Source organism: Staphylococcus saccharolyticus (genome assembly GCF_900458815.1).
In the GTDB taxonomy this organism is placed as follows: Bacteria; Bacillota; Bacilli; order Staphylococcales; family Staphylococcaceae; genus Staphylococcus; species Staphylococcus saccharolyticus.
In genome coordinates this window covers 1,826,040-1,843,639 of sequence record NZ_UHDZ01000001.1, presented here as the reverse complement: position 1 = coordinate 1,843,639, position 17,600 = coordinate 1,826,040, and the positions used below count along the sequence as shown (strand labels likewise).

19 protein-coding genes and 1 pseudogene are annotated in these 17,600 nt (G+C 32.8%); 17 read left to right on the top strand and 3 right to left on the bottom strand.

Annotation, left to right across the window (positions count from 1 at the left end):
- Positions 1–12: 12 nt before the first annotated feature.
- The 4 genes from DYE57_RS08980 (at position 13) to DYE57_RS08965 (ending at position 3,836) form a co-directional block, all read left to right on the top strand.
- Positions 13–840 carry a sulfite exporter TauE/SafE family protein gene (locus DYE57_RS08980; protein ID WP_115313738.1) on the top strand — a complete coding sequence of 276 codons (828 nt, stop codon included), beginning with the start codon at positions 13–15 and terminating at the stop codon, positions 838–840.
- A gap of 88 nt (positions 841–928) precedes the next feature.
- Entirely contained in the window at positions 929–2,248 is a 1,320-nt protein-coding gene (locus DYE57_RS08975; protein WP_115313737.1) for a bifunctional metallophosphatase/5'-nucleotidase, read from the top strand.
- An 88-nt stretch (positions 2,249–2,336) separates the two neighbouring features.
- A complete protein-coding gene (lipA, locus tag DYE57_RS08970) occupies positions 2,337–3,251 on the top strand; it encodes a lipoyl synthase (RefSeq protein WP_115313736.1) in 915 nt (304 codons plus the stop codon).
- 195 nt (positions 3,252–3,446) lie between these two features.
- A complete protein-coding gene (locus DYE57_RS08965) occupies positions 3,447–3,836 on the top strand; it encodes a YutD family protein (RefSeq protein ID WP_115313735.1) in 390 nt (129 codons plus the stop codon).
- An 81-nt stretch (positions 3,837–3,917) separates the two neighbouring features.
- On the opposite strand, the gene DYE57_RS08960 is transcribed toward DYE57_RS08965, so the two are convergent.
- Entirely contained in the window at positions 3,918–4,184 is a 267-nt protein-coding gene (locus DYE57_RS08960) for a DUF3055 domain-containing protein (RefSeq protein WP_115313734.1), read from the bottom strand.
- A 118-nt stretch (positions 4,185–4,302) separates the two neighbouring features.
- Here DYE57_RS08960 and DYE57_RS08955 point away from each other — a divergent pair, with 118 nt between their 5' ends.
- From DYE57_RS08955 to dltD, 8 genes are all read left to right on the top strand, one after another.
- Positions 4,303–4,737: a DUF86 domain-containing protein gene (locus DYE57_RS08955; RefSeq protein WP_115313733.1), complete on the top strand. Its 435-nt coding sequence runs from the start codon at positions 4,303–4,305 to the stop codon at positions 4,735–4,737.
- On the top strand, positions 4,737–5,528 hold the full coding sequence (locus tag DYE57_RS08950) for a TIGR01457 family HAD-type hydrolase (protein ID WP_115313732.1): 792 nt from the start codon (positions 4,737–4,739) through the stop codon (positions 5,526–5,528). The genes DYE57_RS08955 and DYE57_RS08950 overlap by 1 nt, the downstream gene beginning before the upstream one ends.
- 55 nt (positions 5,529–5,583) lie before the next feature.
- Positions 5,584–6,546 carry a 2-hydroxyacid dehydrogenase gene (locus tag DYE57_RS08945; protein WP_115313731.1) on the top strand — a complete coding sequence of 321 codons (963 nt, stop codon included), beginning with the start codon at positions 5,584–5,586 and terminating at the stop codon, positions 6,544–6,546.
- 427 nt (positions 6,547–6,973) lie between these two features.
- A complete protein-coding gene (locus DYE57_RS08940; RefSeq protein WP_115313730.1) occupies positions 6,974–7,129 on the top strand; it encodes a teichoic acid D-Ala incorporation-associated protein DltX in 156 nt (51 codons plus the stop codon).
- Between the two features lie 15 nt (positions 7,130–7,144).
- Positions 7,145–8,602, top strand: coding sequence for a D-alanine--poly(phosphoribitol) ligase subunit DltA (gene dltA / locus DYE57_RS08935; protein ID WP_115313729.1), 1,458 nt, complete (start codon positions 7,145–7,147; stop codon positions 8,600–8,602).
- Entirely contained in the window at positions 8,599–9,813 is a 1,215-nt protein-coding gene (gene dltB / locus DYE57_RS08930; protein ID WP_115313728.1) for a D-alanyl-lipoteichoic acid biosynthesis protein DltB, read from the top strand. Before dltA ends, dltB begins: the two co-directional genes overlap by 4 nt.
- 17 nt (positions 9,814–9,830) lie before the next feature.
- On the top strand, positions 9,831–10,067 hold the full coding sequence (gene dltC / locus DYE57_RS08925; protein ID WP_115313727.1) for a D-alanine--poly(phosphoribitol) ligase subunit 2: 237 nt from the start codon (positions 9,831–9,833) through the stop codon (positions 10,065–10,067).
- Positions 10,064–11,305, top strand: a complete 1,242-nt coding sequence (dltD, locus tag DYE57_RS08920) for a D-alanyl-lipoteichoic acid biosynthesis protein DltD (protein WP_115313726.1) — start codon at positions 10,064–10,066, stop codon at positions 11,303–11,305. The genes dltC and dltD overlap by 4 nt, the downstream gene beginning before the upstream one ends.
- A 127-nt stretch (positions 11,306–11,432) precedes the next feature.
- Here the strand turns inward: dltD and DYE57_RS08915 are convergent, their stop codons facing one another.
- Positions 11,433–11,675, bottom strand: a complete 243-nt coding sequence (locus DYE57_RS08915; RefSeq protein ID WP_115313725.1) for a NifU family protein — start codon at positions 11,673–11,675, stop codon at positions 11,433–11,435.
- 99 nt (positions 11,676–11,774) lie between these two features.
- Here DYE57_RS08915 and DYE57_RS08910 point away from each other — a divergent pair, with 99 nt between their 5' ends.
- Positions 11,775–12,095 (top strand): YuzD family protein, encoded by a 321-nt coding sequence (locus DYE57_RS08910; RefSeq protein ID WP_115313724.1) that lies wholly within the window; start codon positions 11,775–11,777, stop codon positions 12,093–12,095.
- 234 nt (positions 12,096–12,329) lie between these two features.
- On the opposite strand, the pseudogene DYE57_RS08905 reads toward DYE57_RS08910, so the two are convergent.
- Positions 12,330–13,397, bottom strand: a pseudogene (locus DYE57_RS08905) (NAD(P)/FAD-dependent oxidoreductase).
- 304 nt (positions 13,398–13,701) lie between these two features.
- Here DYE57_RS08905 and DYE57_RS08900 point away from each other — a divergent pair.
- The 4 genes from DYE57_RS08900 to DYE57_RS08885 all read left to right on the top strand — a co-directional run bounded on the left by DYE57_RS08900 (position 13,702) and on the right by DYE57_RS08885 (position 17,516).
- Positions 13,702–13,947 carry a YuzB family protein gene (locus DYE57_RS08900; RefSeq protein WP_115313723.1) on the top strand — a complete coding sequence of 82 codons (246 nt, stop codon included), beginning with the start codon at positions 13,702–13,704 and terminating at the stop codon, positions 13,945–13,947.
- Positions 13,948–14,009: 62 nt separating this feature from the next.
- Positions 14,010–14,369, top strand: coding sequence for a HesB/IscA family protein (locus DYE57_RS08895; protein ID WP_115313722.1), 360 nt, complete (start codon positions 14,010–14,012; stop codon positions 14,367–14,369).
- A gap of 268 nt (positions 14,370–14,637) precedes the next feature.
- Positions 14,638–15,846, top strand: a complete 1,209-nt coding sequence (locus DYE57_RS08890) for an NAD(P)/FAD-dependent oxidoreductase (protein WP_115313721.1) — start codon at positions 14,638–14,640, stop codon at positions 15,844–15,846.
- 188 nt (positions 15,847–16,034) lie between these two features.
- Entirely contained in the window at positions 16,035–17,516 is a 1,482-nt protein-coding gene (locus DYE57_RS08885) for a M17 family metallopeptidase (RefSeq protein ID WP_115313720.1), read from the top strand.
- Positions 17,517–17,600: the final 84 nt, after the last annotated feature.

Genomic DNA, 17,600 nt, shown 5'->3' with positions numbered 1-17,600 from the left:
GAGGCGAAATTCATGTTATTGACAATTATTTTATTGATTTTAATAGGCGGACTTTCAGCAATACTCGGTTCAATAGTCGGAATAGGTGGGGGTATTATTATTGTTCCTACACTTGTTTATTTAGGAGTTAACCATCATTTTCTTCATGGTATCACGACTCAAATTGCGATAGGGACGTCTTCAGTTATTCTTATTGTTACAGGACTTTCTTCTTCACTCGGATATTTAAAGACTAAACAAGTAGATATTAAAAATGGGTCTATTTTTTTATTTGGCTTATTACCGGGTTCACTTATCGGTTCTTTTTTAAGTAGATATTTAACGTTAGATTCTTTTAATTTATATTTTGGTATATTTATGATTGGTGTGTCGATACTACTCATGATTCGCTATAAAATTAAACCATTCAAAATTTTTGATAAACCACAATATGAGCGCGCATATATAGATGTGGAAGGTAAAACCTATCATTACAGTGTACCACCATTTTTTGCATTTTGTACGACGTTATTTATTGGAGTATTGACAGGATTATTTGGTATAGGTGGAGGAGCACTTATGACACCGCTCATGTTAATCGTGTTTAGATTTCCTCCACATGTTGCTGTAGGGACAAGCATGATGATGATTTTCTTTTCTAGTGTCATGAGTTCCATAGGTCACATTGTACAAGGACATGTTGCATGGGGTTACTCTATTGTTTTAATTATATCTAGTGTGATAGGAGCTCAAATTGGTGTAAGAGTTAATCGCTCAATTAAATCAGATACAGTAGTTATGCTACTTAGAACTGTCATGTTATTAATAGGTGCTTATTTAATTATTAAATCTATAGTATAGAGAACTAAGTGCTTCGGCTTTTAGAGAAAGAATTAAAATGCTAAAGTAAAAATTAATCATATTGAAAAGATTTAGAGGGGGTCACTACATGGAATTAACGATATATCACACGAACGATATTCACAGTCATTTAAACGAGTATGCACGTATACAAGCTTATTTGGCAAAACATAGACCACAACTTAAACATCCCTCACTGTATATAGATATAGGTGACCATGTAGATTTATCTTCACCTGTGACAGAAGCTACTTTAGGTAAAAAGAATATTGAATTACTAAATGAAGCATATTGTGATATTGCAACGATTGGTAACAATGAAGGAATGACTATTTCTCATGAAGCATTACAAAACTTATTTAATGAAGCAAATTTCAAAGTGATTTGTACGAATGTGTTAGATGAACAAGGTCGCCTTCCCAATAATATTATCACTTCATATATTAAAAAGATTGAAGGTACACGTATTATGTTTGTGGCGGCAACGGCACCATTTACACCTTTTTACCGTGCATTGGACTGGATAGTTACAGACCCTTTAGCTGCTATAAAGGATGAAATAAATGCACATCAGGGCGAATATGATATTTTAATAGTTATGAGTCATGTTGGAATCTTTTTTGATGAAAAGTTATGTCAAGAGATCCCTGAAATTGATGTTATTTTTGGTAGTCATACGCATCATCATTTTGATAACGGAGAAATGAACAATGGTGTTCTTATGGCTGCTGCTGGGAAATATGGTTATTATCTTGGTGAAGTCAACATTACGATAGAACATGGAAAAATCATTGATAAAAGAGCCAAACTTCATCTAGTTGACAGCCTTCCTGAAGTAGCAACTCATTTTGAAGAAGAAGGAAAGAAATTGTTATGTGAGCCGGTCATCGATCATCATGTTAATTTAATCAAAAAGACGGATGTCATTACGGAAACGTCATATTTGTTAGCAGAAAGTGTATTTGAGTTTACCCACGCAGATTGTGCAATCATTAATGCTGGATTAATTGTGAACGGCATTGAAGCAGATAGAGTAACGGAATATGATATTCATCGTATGCTACCGCATCCTATTAATGTAGTAAGGGTAAAGTTAACAGGTGAAGAACTTAAAAAGGTCATTAAGAAAAGTCAAAAACAAGAATATATTCATGAGCTTGCACAAGGACTTGGTTTTAGAGGGGATATTTTTGGAGGATATATCTTATATAATATTGGTTTTATTGAATCGGAAGAACGTTACTTTATTCATAATGAAGAAATTCAAGATAATCAATATTATACGTTAGGGACAGTTGATATGTACACATTTGGCAGATATTTTCCTCTTTTAAAAGGACTACCTACTGACTATGTTATGCCGGAATTTTTACGAGATATCTTTAAAGAGAAATTACTAAGATTATAAATTAAACGCATATTGGATTTTAATTAATTGTTAAATTTGATATGTTATAATGAACCAAGATACATTAAACAGGAGGGTATGTGTTGTTATGGCGACTAGAAATGAAGAGATTTTACGTAAGCCAGATTGGTTGAAAATAAAGCTAAACACAAATGAAAACTATACTGGCCTTAAAAAGATGATGCGTGAGAAGAATTTACACACTGTTTGTGAAGAGGCGAAATGTCCGAATATTCATGAGTGTTGGGGAGCTCGTCGTACAGCTACATTTATGATTTTAGGAGCAGTATGTACAAGAGCGTGTAGATTCTGTGCTGTTAAAACAGGCTTACCTAATGAATTAGATTTAAATGAACCAGAACGTGTTGCAGAATCAGTAGAATTAATGAATTTAAAACATGTTGTTATTACTGCCGTTGCGCGTGATGATTTAAGAGACCAAGGCTCAAACGTGTATGCTGAAACAGTAAGTAAAGTGAGAGAAAGAAGTCCATTTACTACTATTGAAATTTTACCATCTGATATGGGTGGCGATTATGAAGCGCTTGAGACTTTAATGGCATCAAGACCAGACATTTTAAATCACAATATTGAAACAGTACGTCGCTTAACACCAAGAGTTCGTACTCGAGCTACTTACGATAGAACATTACAATTTTTACGTCGTTCTAAAGATTTACAGCCAGATATTCCAACAAAATCTAGCTTGATGGTTGGACTAGGGGAAACAATGGAAGAAATTTATGAGACAATGGATGATTTACGTGCTAACGATGTTGATATTTTAACAATTGGTCAATACTTACAACCTTCTCGTAAACACCTCAAAGTTGAAAAATATTATACACCACTAGAATTTGGTAAGATGAGAAAAGTTGCTATGGACAAAGGATTTAAACATTGTCAAGCTGGACCTTTAGTACGCAGTTCCTACCATGCTGATGAACAAGTAAATGAAGCGGCTAAAGAGAAACAACGCCAAGGTGAAGAACAACTTAATTAATCAAATAATTATAATCAATATAAAAGAGGTCGAGACATAAGGCTTAAGGTATAAATGATTGAGCAAATTGTTTGATATGATTTCAAAAATCATTGCAGGTTATGAATGGGTGGCCCATTCAATAAGATGATTATACAGGTAATTTAAGCTACTACATTTTAATGTCTCTACCTCTTTATTAAAATAGGTGGAAGCATGATTAAAGTAGAACAACATTATTTTGAATTAATTGAAGAATATAGAGATTGCTTTAATGAAGAAATATTTGCATCTAGATACTCAGATATCTTAGACAAATATGATTATGTTGTAGGTGATTTTGGTTATAATCAACTACGATTAAAAGGATTTTATAAAGATAATAATAAAAAGGCTGAGATAAGTAAGCGATTTTCTAGTATACAAGATTATATATTGGAATATTGTAATTTCGGCTGTCCTTATTTCGTAGTCAGACGTATTTCTCCCAATGAATTAGCTGAGGAAGTTGAAGACAAAGAAGATTTAGTTGACAAACTTCATGATGTAAAGATCCAACCCACCATTCAAGATACTGAGAAAACTAGACATGATGATGAAAAGTAAAAATCCACTATGTTGAGGAAAACCATCTCAATTTAGTGGACTTTAGTTATTGTGATTTAGTTTATGTGATATTAATTATGACTATCGTATAACCTCGTTTAAGTATTCAATAATTTCATCGCCTTCTTCTTTTGAAACGCCTAAAATGTGTGCGATGTATCCTTCTTCTTCAATATCATCTGTACCAATGATGCCAAACTGATTTGTCTGAATATTTAATACCAATGTTTTACCATAATGCCTGTCAGTTTGTACGAGCATTAAATCATAACGACTATGTTCACCAACAAATCCCACAAATTGAACATGGCTTTGTTCTTCGTCATCATATAAGTACATATCAATCATGCTTCACGCGCTCCTTTATAATTTAGAAAAGTGTTATATCTAAGTATAACTACAAATGAATACGACTGCAAAATTATGATATGATTAATATAATAGATGTACGAAGAGGTGACTAGGATTGTATTTCGTAGACAAAGATAAATTGACTCAGAAATTAACGTACTTACAAACGTTGACTAATGATTATGAAGAAAACAAAGATAATCATTATGCATTTGAACGTATAGCTCAAATGTTAATTGAGTCTTCAGTAGACATCGGAAACATGATTATAGATGGATTTATTTTGAGAGATCCAGGAAATTATAAAGATGTAATAGATATATTAGAATTGGAAAATGTCATTTCTAAAGAAACACAAACTCAAATTAATCAAACGATAGATGTAAGAAAGCAATTTGCACATAATTACATTGACTTGGATTGCAATGAAATGGTGCCGTTATTTGATAAAGCTTTACCATACTATCAACAATTCATTCATGAAGTTGTACAATTTCTTGAAAGTGAAAATGTCCCAATCACTGCTTTTGGAAAAGGAGAGAACCAATAGTGAAACGTTATAAAGCGTATTTAATTGATTTAGATGGCACAATGTATAAAGGAGCAGATGAGGTAGATGGCGCAGCTCAATTTATCAACTATTTAAATAAAAATCATATACCTCATTTATATGTAACAAACAATTCCACTAAGACACCAGAACAAGTAACACAGAAGTTACAAGATATGCATATCGATGCTCAACCTGATGAAGTTGTAACTTCAGCACTTGCTACTGCTGACTATATTTCTGATGCGCATCCTGGGGCATCTGTATACATGATTGGTGGTCATGGTCTAAAAATGGCACTGACTGAAGCTGGTCTTACAGTCAAAAATGATGAACATGTTGATTATGTCGTAATTGGTTTGGATGAGCAAGTCACTTATGAAAAGTTTGCTGTGGCAACTTTAGCTGTGCGTAATGGTGCCAAATTCATCTCAACTAATCCTGATGTCTCTATACCTAAAGAAAGAGGTTTTTTACCAGGAAACGGTGCAATCACTAGTGTGGTTAGTGTTTCAACTGGTATCCAACCTGAATTTATCGGTAAACCAGAACCAATTATAATGACAAAAGCATTAGATATGTTAGGATTAAATAAATCAGAAGTCGCAATGGTTGGCGATTTATATGATACAGATATTATGTCCGGTATTAATGTCGGAATTGATACAATACATGTTCAGACAGGTGTAACTACTTATGAAGAAATTCAAACTAAAGAGGTACCACCTACATACTCAATTGCTGACTTAAATGTAGCGATTGCTAAGCTTGAAAAAATAAATAAAGGATAAACAGCCTTAGGTCGTTTATATAATGATATAACCTTAAATTTTAAGGAGTGAGCATATGGAAAAGATACTTGTAACTCGTAAAATTCCTCAACAATTTATTCATCAATTAGAACAGTTGGGTGATGTAGTGATGTGGGATCAGGAACTCACACCAATGTCTAGAAATCACTTTTTAACAGAAGTAGAAGATGCGACTGCATGTTTGATTACATTAAGTGAAAAAGTATATGATGAAGTATTTGAACGAGCTCAACATTTAAAAGTCATTTCTAATATGGCTGTTGGATATGATAGTATTGATCTTAAATTAGCTCAACAGCATCATATTACAGTTACAAATACGCCACAAGTACTTACTGAGACAACTGCAGAATTAGGTTTTACCCTTATGCTCACTGTTGCACGTCGAATCATTGAAGCGGAAACATATGTACAAGATGGACAATGGAAAAGTTGGGGACCTTATTTACTGTCAGGAAAAGATGTTCATGGCTCTACGGTCGGTATCTTTGGTATGGGTGATATCGGTAAAGCATTTGCGCGTAGATTAAAAGGGTTTAATACTCGTATTTTATATCACAATCGTTCTCGTCATTTAGATGCTGAAAATGAATTAAAAGCAACGTATGTATCATTTAATGATTTATTAACGCAAAGTGATTTTGTAGTATGCACTGCACCATTGACTAAAGACACTGAAAATCAATTTGATACTCAAGCCTTTAAACAAATGAAAAATGACGCTATTTTCATCAATATTGGTCGAGGAGCGATTGTTGATGAAGAGACGCTAATAAAAGCTTTAGAACAACAAGATATCTTAGGTTGTGGTCTTGATGTACTTCGTCAAGAACCTATTCGACACGACCATCCTTTGTTGAAACTACCGAATGCAGTTATCTTACCGCATATAGGAAGTGCTTCTAAAAATACTAGAGACAAAATGGTACAACTCTGCGTAGATAATATCAAAGCCGTTTTAACTCAAAAAGAACCAATTACTTCAGTGATAAATTAAAACTAATTTTAACAGTCAATTCACGCTACTGATGCTCATATTTTAAGCATTGATGACGTGAATTTTTTTGTTTGACGACTTGCTTTTTAATTTGAATCTAACAAAATTGTTAGACTGTCTGTAATTGTCTATTTGAAACATAAGACTTAAAATAATGTTGTTCTAATAAAAGAAAGAACTATCATTTTCATGTAAAAACTAAATGATTATTTGTATGCTTTTAGCGTATTGACAATTCATATGAAAAATTGAATTGAATTATATTTCAAATGTGATTATAATGAATTGTAAAACTAAAATATAAAATGAGCAATGAATATTTAATTTATCGATTCATCATGTGTAGAAACTTCTAAACACGAGACATTGATATATGGTTAAAGAGAATGTTTACGATTATTTATACTATAAGTTTGAGAGGTGCTATATGAAGCTTAAAGGGAAAGAAACTTCCAATAACAAGCATTTTGAAAAAATGAAGCCTTACTTAATTACACTATTATACTTAGCTATTTTTATAGCTTTATATTTAATCTATGGTAGTGGCGATACACATAATAACTTCATTTATAATGAGTTCTAATGAGGGAGAGTAATTATGGCAGATATTATTAAAATTTTAAACCACTTCGTTAAAGCACAACCGGAAGCGATAGCGGTTAGACATACGAATGATGAGTTAACTTACAAAGAGTTAGATGAAGCCTCTAGTAAATTAGCACATCAATTACAAGATAGTAAGAAACCTATGATTTTGTACGGACACATGTCTCCATACATGATTGTTGGTATGATTGGAGCAATAAAAGCTGGTTGTGGTTATGTACCTATCGACACATCAGTTCCAAAAGAACGTGTGAATATGATTATTAATAAAGTACAACCAGAAATGATTTTTAATACTGAAGATGAAACTTTGGATCAAACGGATGCACAAGTTATTTCTATTAAAGATGTTCAACAATCACAAAATCCCGTTGTATTTGACAGCCAAATGAAAAGTAATGATATTGTGTACACAATTTTTACATCTGGTTCAACAGGAGAGCCTAAAGGTGTGCAAATTGAGTATGCGAGTTTAATTGAATTTGCAGAGTGGATAGTATCATTAAATAAAGCTGGAAATGGTAAAGAATGGTTAAACCAAGCACCATTTTCATTCGATTTGTCAGTAATGGCTATATATCCTTGTTTAACTTCAGGTGGTACATTAAACCTTGTTGATAAAGATATGATTAAAAAGCCTAAATTATTGAATGAAATGTTAGTGAATACACCAATGAATGTGTGGGTATCTACACCATCATTTATCGAAATGTGCCTATTGATACCTAATTTAAATGAGGAACAATATGGTAGTTTAAATCAATTCTTCTTCTGTGGAGAGATATTACCGCATAGAACTGCGGAAGCTTTAATAAGTAGATACCCTAGTACTACAATTTATAATACGTATGGTCCAACTGAAGCTACAGTAGCTGTCACAAGTATTCAAATTACTGAGGACATTCTTAATCAATACAATCCTTTACCAGTGGGAGTTACGAGACCTGGAACGACGTTTTCAACAACGGATGAGGGCGAGTTAGTTATCGAAGGTCAAAGTGTAAGTTTAGGTTATCTTAAGAATGAAGAGAAAACTTCAGTAGTATTTAACTTTGAAGATGGTACAAGAACATATCATACTGGTGACAAAGCTAGAGAAGAGAACGGATTATGGTTTATCCAAGGACGTATCGATTTCCAAATTAAATTAAACGGTTATCGAATGGAATTAGAAGAAATTGAAACACAATTACGTCAGTCACAATATGTAAAAGAAGCTATCGTTGTTCCAGTTTATAAAAATGGTAAAGTTGTTCATTTAATTGGTGTAGTAGTACCTACTGAGACCGATAAAGATGACTTGGAAATGACAACGAACATCAAACACGAACTCAAATCACGCTTACCAGAATATATGATTCCGAGAAAGTTCGAATGGATGGAACAATTACCACTTACATCAAATGGTAAATTAGATCGTAAAAAAGTAGCAGAGGTTGTAAACGGATGATTCCTTATGGCACGTTTACCTTCTTCTTAATTGCGTTTATCGTACTTATACCTGTGATTATACTCGGATTTTTAGGTAAGCGAAGTTACATTTACAATGGTATAAGTACTGTGTTTATGATTGTACTAATATTTTCATCTGACAAACATAATCTGTTTGGGCAAAAGTATTTAAGTGCCCAACTGTTTTGTTTCATTATTTATGTGATATGGCAAGTTGCACTGATAATGTTTTACTATAAGTCACGCCAGACAAATAATACCTTTGCTAAATTTGCAATGATATTGTTATTATCCATTTTACCTTTAGCAATTGTAAAGATATTACAAAGTACATGGTTAGGCGGACATCAAATTCATTTTCATGAGAGCAAATTAATTGAATTTGTAGGGTTCTTAGGAATTTCTTATGTTACCTTTAAAAGTGTGCAATTAATCATGGAGATTCGTGATGGTTCAATTAAGGAAATTAAAGTTTGGAAGTTAATCCAATTTATATCATTCTTCCCAACAATTTCTTCAGGACCGATTGATAGATATAAACGTTTTGCAAAAGATGATAAAAAAGTACCTACAGGTGGAGAGTACAGAGTACTTGTACTTAAAGCGATTCATATGATTATGTTAGGTTTCTTATATAAATATATTATTGCGTACTTAATTCAAACTTATGCTGTTAACCCATTACAATTGAATCTACATGGATTTACGCATATGTGGTTATATATGTATGCATATAGCTTTTACCTATTCTTTGACTTTGCAGGGTACAGTTTATTTGCCATTGCAGTCAGTTATTTATATGGTATTAAAACACCACCTAACTTTAAACAACCATTTAAAGCTAAAAATATTAAAGACTTCTGGAATAGATGGCATATGACTTTATCTTTCTGGTTTAGAGATTGTATCTATATGAGATCATTATTCTACATGTCTCGCAAGAAGTTATTAAAGAGTCAATTTGCAATGTCTAATGTCGCATTCTTTTTAAACTTCTTTATTATGGGAGTATGGCATGGTCTTGAAGTTTATTACATTATTTATGGTTTATATCACGCAGCGCTATTTATTGGTTATGGTTACTATGAGCGCTGGCGTAAAAAGCATCCACCACGTTGGCAACATGGTTTTACAACAGCTTTGAGTATTATTATCACATTCCATTTTGTAACATTCGGATTCTTAATTTTCTCAGGTAAATTTATTTAATAAAGGAGTAATTAATTATGGAATTTAGAGAACAAGTATTAGATTTATTAGCAGATGTAGCTGAAAATGATATTGTAAAAGAAAATCCAGATGTAGAAATCTTTGAAGAAGGTATCATTGATTCATTTCAAACTGTAGGTTTACTTTTAGAAATTCAAAATAAATTAGATATTGAAGTATCAATCATGGACTTTGATAGAGATGAGTGGGCAACTCCTAATAAAATCGTAGAAGCATTAGAAGAATTACGATGAAACTGAAACCATTTTTATCTATTCTAATCAGTGGCGTTATATTTGTTATATTTGTATTGTTACCAGCAAGTTGGTTTACAGGACTTGTAACAAATAAAACGTTAGCTGATAACAGAATCTCTTTAACTGATCAAGTTTTAAAAGGCACACTCATTCAAAATAAACTTTTTGAGTCAGATAACTACTATCCAATTTATGGTTCAAGTGAGCTTGGAAAAGACGATCCTTTTAATCCAGCGATTGCTTTAAATAAAAATAATTCGAGTAGACAACCATTCTTAATTGGTACAGGTGGTTCAACAGATTTAATTAATGCAGTTGAACTTGCAGCCCAATATGATAATTTAAAAGGAAAGAAATTTACATTCATTATTTCTCCTCAATGGTTTACAAATCATGGTTTAACTAATCAAAACTTTGATGCTCGTATGTCTCAAACTCAAATTAACCAAATGTTTAATCAAAAGGATATGCCAGTTGACTTAAAGAAACGTTACGCTCAAAGATTATTACAGTTTCCGCATGCTCATAATAAGCCTTATCTTAGAGAGCAAGCAAAACATCCTGGAAATGTTACAGGTAACTACATTTCTGCATTTAAAGAAAATCAATTAACAAAAATTGAAGCTATTAAATCTCTATTCTCATTCACTAAACCTCCTTTAGCGCATGTTAAACCTGCGACGAGTGAAGATGCATCATGGGATGAGATGAAACATAAAGCTGTTGGTATTGGTAAAGATAATACTAAATCTAACAAGTTTGATATTAGAGATCCTTATTGGAAATTAATTAAAGAAAATAAACGTAAAGTGAAACGTGATTATGAATTCAACGTTAATTCTCCAGAGTTTCAAGACTTAAAGTTATTAGTCCAAACACTCCACGCAGCGGGTGCTGATGTGCAATATATTAGCATTCCGTCTAACGGAAGATGGTATGATCATATCGGTATTAAGAAAGATAGACGTGAAGCAGTGTATAAAAAAATTCATTCCACTGTAGTTGATAATGGTGGCAAAATTTATGACATGACTAACAAAGATTATGAGAAATATGTGATTAGTGATGCCGTTCATATCGGTTGGAAAGGTTGGGTATATGTAGACCAACAAATCGCTAGACATATGGATGGTCATGATCCTAAAAATCATAAAGTTGATTATTCTAAAAATAAACCACCACACAAGCACCACAAAGCCCATAAACATAATAAAAATCGAGAACATCAAGAATAGATAAAGAGACCAGTCGCTATTTAAAGTGACTGGTCTTTATTGATATATACACGACATTTAAATGAATACAATTAAAAAAGCCAGTACTTATAAAGTACTGACTCAGAGTTCCCCATATATAAAATTGTTAAAATACTCGTTCTACTTCTATAACGCCTGGGACTTCTTCGTGAAGTGCACGTTCAATACCAGCTTTTAAAGTGATTGTAGAACTAGGACATGTACCGCAAGCACCATGTAATTGGAGTTTAACAATCCCATCTTCGACGTCTACGAGTGTACAATCGCCACCGTCACGTAATAAAAACGGACGTAAACGTTTAATGACTTCAGCTACTTGATCAAACATTGTAGTATTCTCAGTAGGCATGAGACATGTCTCCTTTCAAGTCATTTATTTCATAATCATTGTTTATACATTATAATAGATTCAGTAACAAAAATCTATAAAACAAGATAGGGGATTTTGATGGCTAAAATAAGTGTTGTCGTGTATGGAGCAGATGTGGCATGTGCAAGTTGTGTGAATGCACCAACTTCTAAAGATACCTATCAGTGGCTCCAACCATTATTAAAGCGAAAGCTTCCTAAACATCATTTTGAGTTTACATATATTGATATTGAAAATGATACTGACAACTTAACTGATCATGATGAGCAGTTTATTGAAAGAATAAATGATGATGAATTATTTTATCCTTTAATCACAATGAATGACGAATACGTTGCTGATGGTTATATCCAAACGAGGCGAGTGACACGATTCATTGAAACCCATTTTAATCATTAATAGTAAAAAGAGGAGTGGGATAGAATTCATATTGAATTCGTTGTCTCACCATGACAACGAAAACCAACTTGCGTTGTCTGTTGAATTTCTGGATGAAATTCTCTTTGTTAGGGCCCCCAGACTATAGTTGAAAAGAGTTTGATATAAGCCCACTTTCAATTTAGTCATCGACTGTCAATTTGCGAAAAATACCTGAACAATGATTGATGTCCCAGACTCCTTTGAATTTGACAATTAACCATTATGGTATTTGTAGCGCCATAAAACACCTGATTTTAGAATAGAAGCTAAACGTCCTGTAACTGTTCTATCCATAATATATGCAAATTCTTGTTTATCACCCAACGAACCCAAGAAACCTTGGACTTTAATTTCGGGCATTTTCTTTGGAAGTGATTCGTTATTCCATTGTTTTTTCAAAATATCAGCAATTTGTTCCCCTTGCAGTTCAGCTAATTGAGCGTTAGGAGCATGTGGTAAATCTGCACAATTGCCCACAACGTATACATATACATTTCTATAAGTTGGAACTTGATGATACTGGTTCACAATCACACGATCGGTATTGCTTATATCTATTGGTAAATTACGCACAACTTCAACAGGTTGAATACCAGCTGTCCATACCACTAAATCAAAATCTTCTGGGACACTATTATAGATTTTTCCTGGTTCAATTCGATTAATGACTGAATTTGGCACAACAGTAACATTGTGCTTTGAAACCAGTTAGATATGTATTTACTTAACTTTTCAGGGAAGTTTCTTAAAATACGTGGCCCTCTATCATAAAGTAAGATTTCTAAATCTGCACGACTTTCACGTAATTCACTAGCTAGTTCAATGCCACTTAAACCGGCACCAACAATTCCGACTCTAGCTTCACTTGGTAGTTCACTAATACTATGATAAGTCTCTCTTGACTTAGATAAAGTTTGTATACTGTGCGTGTATTCCTCTGCTCCAGGCACATTGTGGTATTTGTCCTCGCAACCTAATCCAATAATTAATTCATCATAATCAATTTTTGAATTACCAACAGAGATGATTTGTTCATCGAGATTGATATCGTTTATTTCACCATAAACCGTATTAATACGATTACTCTCTGGAAATTGTAAACGTACATCTTTGTCTGATTTCGTACCAGCCGCAAGCGCGTAAAATTCTGGCTTTAATCCATGAAATGGCATACGATCAACTAAAGTCACATGGTACCCCTCAGGAATTGAATGAGGTAAAATACGTGACATGATTTGCATATTACCATAGCCCCCACCCTAGTAATACTAAGTTTTTCATTGCTTTATACCCCTTTTGTTTAATATATTTTCTTGAAACCCTTTTGAAAATATCTTTCAAAATGACAGAATTATTAAAAGATAAATGATTGATATACTTAACCCCTTAACACGTAAGTAAATATTTATGTGTATAGTTATTATATCTGTTTTTCAAAATGACTACAAACAAATGTAGAATGCAATTTATTTTTTATGCATGATAAAACAAATGTAACCCATAAAAATCATGAAACTGACTGATAGGCAATATCGTATTAACTTTGTTATAATGTATAAACTAATCATAAATAAGAAGGTGACTTATGTTTCCGTTAGTAGAATTTTGTGTGTCGAATATGGCAAAGGGCGGAGATACTGTTTACGAAAAACTTGAAAATGATCCCGGAATAGATGTTTTAGAATACGGATGTTTACAAAATTGTGGTATATGTTCAAGTGGGTTATATGTACTTGTAGACGGTGATATCGTTGAAGGTGATACGCCGGATGATTTATTATCAAATATTTATAAACATATAGAAGACAATGATGTGACTAATATGTTTTAATGCTTAATATAACTAATAATTTATTTGAATGATGATATAAAACGTTTTGGGAGGTTTTAAAAATGGCAACAGTAATTTTGACTGAAGCAGCAGCTTATGAGGTGAAAGATATGCTGAAAAGCAATGATATGTCTCATGGGTATTTAAAAATAAAAGTGAATGGTGGAGGATGTACGGGTTTAACTTATGGTATGTCTGCAGAGGAAGAACCAGGCGATAATGACGAAGTTATTGAATATTATGGTTTAAAAGTCCTAGTAGATAAACATAATGCCCCTGTATTAAATGGAACAACCATTGATTTCAAACAGTCACTTATGGGTGGCGGATTCCAAATAGATAATCTTAACGCTATTGCTTCATGTGGTTGTGGTAGTTCGTTTAAAACTGCTACAGTTTCAGGAAATCCTGAACAATGTTAACCATAGTATTGCCTATGTGAAATAAATTAAATTTTTCACAATCTAAACCTATTCTAGCTTGAAAATGTAGGGTAAAAGCTATAAAATTAAACTTAGATTAAAAGTGTCTTTTGTGTGAACAACTGGAGATGGGAAGGAATTAAAAAGACGTAATGATTTGAGATGTCGACGAAGACTATAACGAATGAAGTAGCTTATTTTGTCATAAGTTTATAGCCTTTTTCTTCATTTTTGGTTAAAATATTATGAAAGCTTAGGTGAATTAGAGATGGATCAAGATCGTAAGAAAGTGCTAGTTTTAGGTGCAGGATATGCTGGTTTACAAACTGTAACTAAATTACAAAAGGAACTTTCTGCTGAGGCAGCGGAAATTACTTTAATCAACAAGAATGAATACCACTATGAAACAACTTGGTTGCATGAAGTTTCTGCAGGAACGATTAATTATGAAGATTTACTTTATCCTGTTGAGAAAACGGTCAATAAAAATAAAGTGAATTTCGTTGTTGCTGAAGTAACGAAAATTGATCGCAATGCTAAACGCGTAGAAACTGATAAAGGTGTTTATGATTTTGATATTTTAGTCGTTGCATTAGGTTTTGTTAGTGAAACATTTGGTATTGATGGTATGAAAGAACATGCTTTCCAAATTGAGAATGTTTTAACTTCTCGTAAATTGTCTCGTCACATTGAAGATAAGTTCGCAAATTATGTAGCATCTAAAGACAAAGATGATAGAGACTTATCTATCTTAGTAGGTGGAGCCGGATTTACTGGAATTGAATTCTTGGGTGAATTAACTGACAGAGTTCCAGAATTATGTAGTAAATATGGAATCGACCAAAACAAAGTTAAATTAACTTGTGTCGAAGCAGCGCCAAAAATGTTACCTATGTTCTCAGATGAGTTAGTTAATTACGCTGTTAATTATTTAGAAGAGCGTGGTGTTGAATTCAAAATTGCTACTCCGATTGTTGCTTGTAATGAAAAAGGCTTCGTAGTTGAAGTAAATGGTCAAAAACAACAATTAGAAGCAGGTACTTCAGTATGGACTGCTGGCGTTCGTGGAAGTCACTTAATGGAAGAATCATTTGAAGGTGTTAAACGTGGGCGTATTATTAATAAGCAAGATTTAACAATAGATGGTCACGATGATATCTTTGTTGTAGGGGATTGCGCAGCGTTTATTCCAGCTGGTGAAGAACGTCCTTTACCTACAACTGCTCAAATCGCTATGCAACAAGGTGAACACGTTGCAATGAATATCAAACATATGTTGAATGGTGAACCTACACAAGATTTCCAATATGTCAATCGTGGAACAGTGTGTTCACTTGGTGCTCATGATGGTGTTGGTATTGTTTATGGTAGAGATATTACTGGTAAAAAAGCAGCATTCTTGAAGAAAGTCATTGATACTCGCGCAATATATAAACTTGGTGGCGTAGGTTTAGCATTTAAAAAAGGTAAATTCTAAAGCAATATTTTAATAATATAGTAGTTTTATAACCTGCATCCTTTAAGTTAGTGCTATTATTCTAACTTAAAGGATGCATTTTTTATACAGTGGTTTAATTAAGTTTTTTTATTGCTAAGTTTGTTTTTAGAATTTCTATATAATGATTTATAATGAGTGATATACACATAAATGAACGGAGGAAAACTATGCGTTTTCACGTTAATCACAATAATGAATCCCCGATTGAAACAATTATCATAGGTATTCCTGATCATATTAATCAATTAGGTAAGATTAAATACAATCAAATAACACTTACGAAGCAAATCGAAATGTTAAAACAACATCGTATTATTGGCAGTCAGGTTGGGAAGATTTCATCGACAATTTTCTACATAGAAGATATTCCCAAACGTTTAGTGACTGTAGGGTTAGGAAATTTGAAGCAATTATCATATCAAAATTTATTAAAGGTTTGGGGACAATTATTTCAATATTTAAAACAAGAGCATATTAATGAAGCGGAATTACTTCTAGAGACATTTATTTCTAAATATGTCGATGTATCAAAGCTTTTAAAAACTCTAGGTTTACAAAGTGAGCAATCAATTTATCAATTTGATAACTATAAATCAGATAAAAAAGCACCATATCAACCTCATATTCATATACAAACGACTCATTCTGATGTCGATACACTTGTTAAAGAAGGTCAACAAATAGGTCAATCCATTAATTTATCTCGTGAATTGAGTCAGATGCCACTGAATATTTTAACGCCTCAATACTTTGCTGAGCAGATCAGAAAGCATTTTGACGGAAGTAACGTAAATGTTGATATTAAAGATACTGAACAGTTATTATCTGAAGGTTTTGGGTTATTATATGCAGTTGGCAAGGGCTCTAGTCATGGACCCAGATTAATTACTATCACCTACAATGGTGCACAAGAGGATGAAGATCCAATTATTTTAGTTGGTAAAGGCATTACTTATGATTCAGGTGGTTATAGTATTAAGTCAAAAACAGGTATGCAAACAATGAAATTTGATATGTGTGGTGCTGCTAATGTAGTAGGAATGATTGATGCAATATCTAAACTACAATTGCCAGTCAACATAGTTGGAATAATTGCTTCTGCAGAAAATATGATTAACGAAGCTTCTATGAAACCTGATGATGTTTTTACAGCACTTAACGGTGAAACAGTGGAAATGTTAAATAGTGATGCAGAAGGAAGAATGTTATTAGGAGATGCTGTGTTTTATGCAACGCAGTTTAAACCTCAATTGATTTTAGATTTTGCAACACTTACTGGTGCGGCAATTGTAGCATTAGGCGAAGATAAGTCAGCGGCTTTTCATTCCGATGCTAAAAATGAATTGACAAGTATATTAAATGTAGCACATGCAGTTGATGAAAAGGTGTTCGAATTACCAATTACAGATACTGAACAACAATTAATAAAAAAGTCGGATGTCGCTGATTTAGTGAATCATACTAATGGACAAGGAAAAGCATTATTTGCAGCAGCCTTTATTTCACATTTTAGTGGTTTAACACCACATATTCACTTTGATATTGCTGGTCCAGCAACAAGTCATTTTCATTCATTTAAAGGACCTAAAGGACCAACAGGCTATATGATACCAACAATTGTGGAGTGGATGAAACAATCATATAATTAGAGATACATGGAAATTACTTTAAGTTAGACTTAATCATTCATCTTTATTTTGCAATTTCATTAGTCTTGATGAGTTATATTAAAT